General features: G+C 51.0%; 1 protein-coding gene. It reads left to right on the top strand.

The window, feature by feature from the left end; all coding sequences use genetic code 11:
* Positions 1–430 precede the first annotated feature (430 nt).
* Positions 431–667, top strand: a complete 237-nt coding sequence (locus tag ACR3FF_RS27245) for a hypothetical protein (protein ID WP_458191228.1) — start codon at positions 431–433, stop codon at positions 665–667.
* The last annotated feature ends 131 nt before the right edge of the window (positions 668–798 follow it).

The raw sequence follows: 798 nt of genomic DNA, 5'->3' as shown, positions 1-798 counted from the left end.
GCGCAGGTGTTCCTCGCGCTGTGCCTTCGTCTCGTCATCGCAATCACCAACTACGAACGCGGAGACAATCCGGGAAGCACAATCATCACGGTGTGACAAGAGTTCTATGACACCCTCTACTAACCCAAGAGTGTTCGCGTCATCAGTCCAGTTCTCGGTGCAGTAGTCGTGATGGAACGCGTGAGGACGTGAATTTCACCGTCTGTCTTCAGTTTCACTTTCGCTCTGGTTGGCTGAAGGCTTTACCCGTCGGGTACCAAGCGTAGAGTGCAGTCAACGTAACCCAGCAGGCGACGTGGGTTCTCGTACTCATCCCAACCCATCATTCCACGTCGTTTGCTCATTTCCCTTATCATCAGGAGACAGATAGTGGCACGATCGAACTCTGACCAAGGGTTTAGTTGTTCAGCATTCGAATGTAGTCGTACAAATGGACTCAAATGGGACGTCGCCACTCACACCACTTGCGCAAGAAGCACTCGACGCGCTCGCAAGGAGGCTTCCAGATGAGGGAGAGCTCACGTATGAGCAAGCGTATACGATTCTCTATGAGGAAGAAGATCTTGAACGCCCCGCTGCTGAGGATATCATCAAACGGCTCTACAACAAGGGGCATCTCTACGAAGTCGAGGGGAAACTCCGGCTCACTGATTACGGATCTGAATAGCAAAGACGTTCTCGCTAGTGCTTCGTCAACCATAGATTGTTAAGAGACAATCTGTTAGAGAGGATATGGTAAACAAGGAGTATACGGTTGATCTTTCAGACGAGGAACGCACCGAGCTCGAATCGTTCGTC

Source organism: Haladaptatus ordinarius, assembly GCF_054177595.1.
This window is presented reverse-complemented; position numbering and strand designations above follow the sequence as displayed.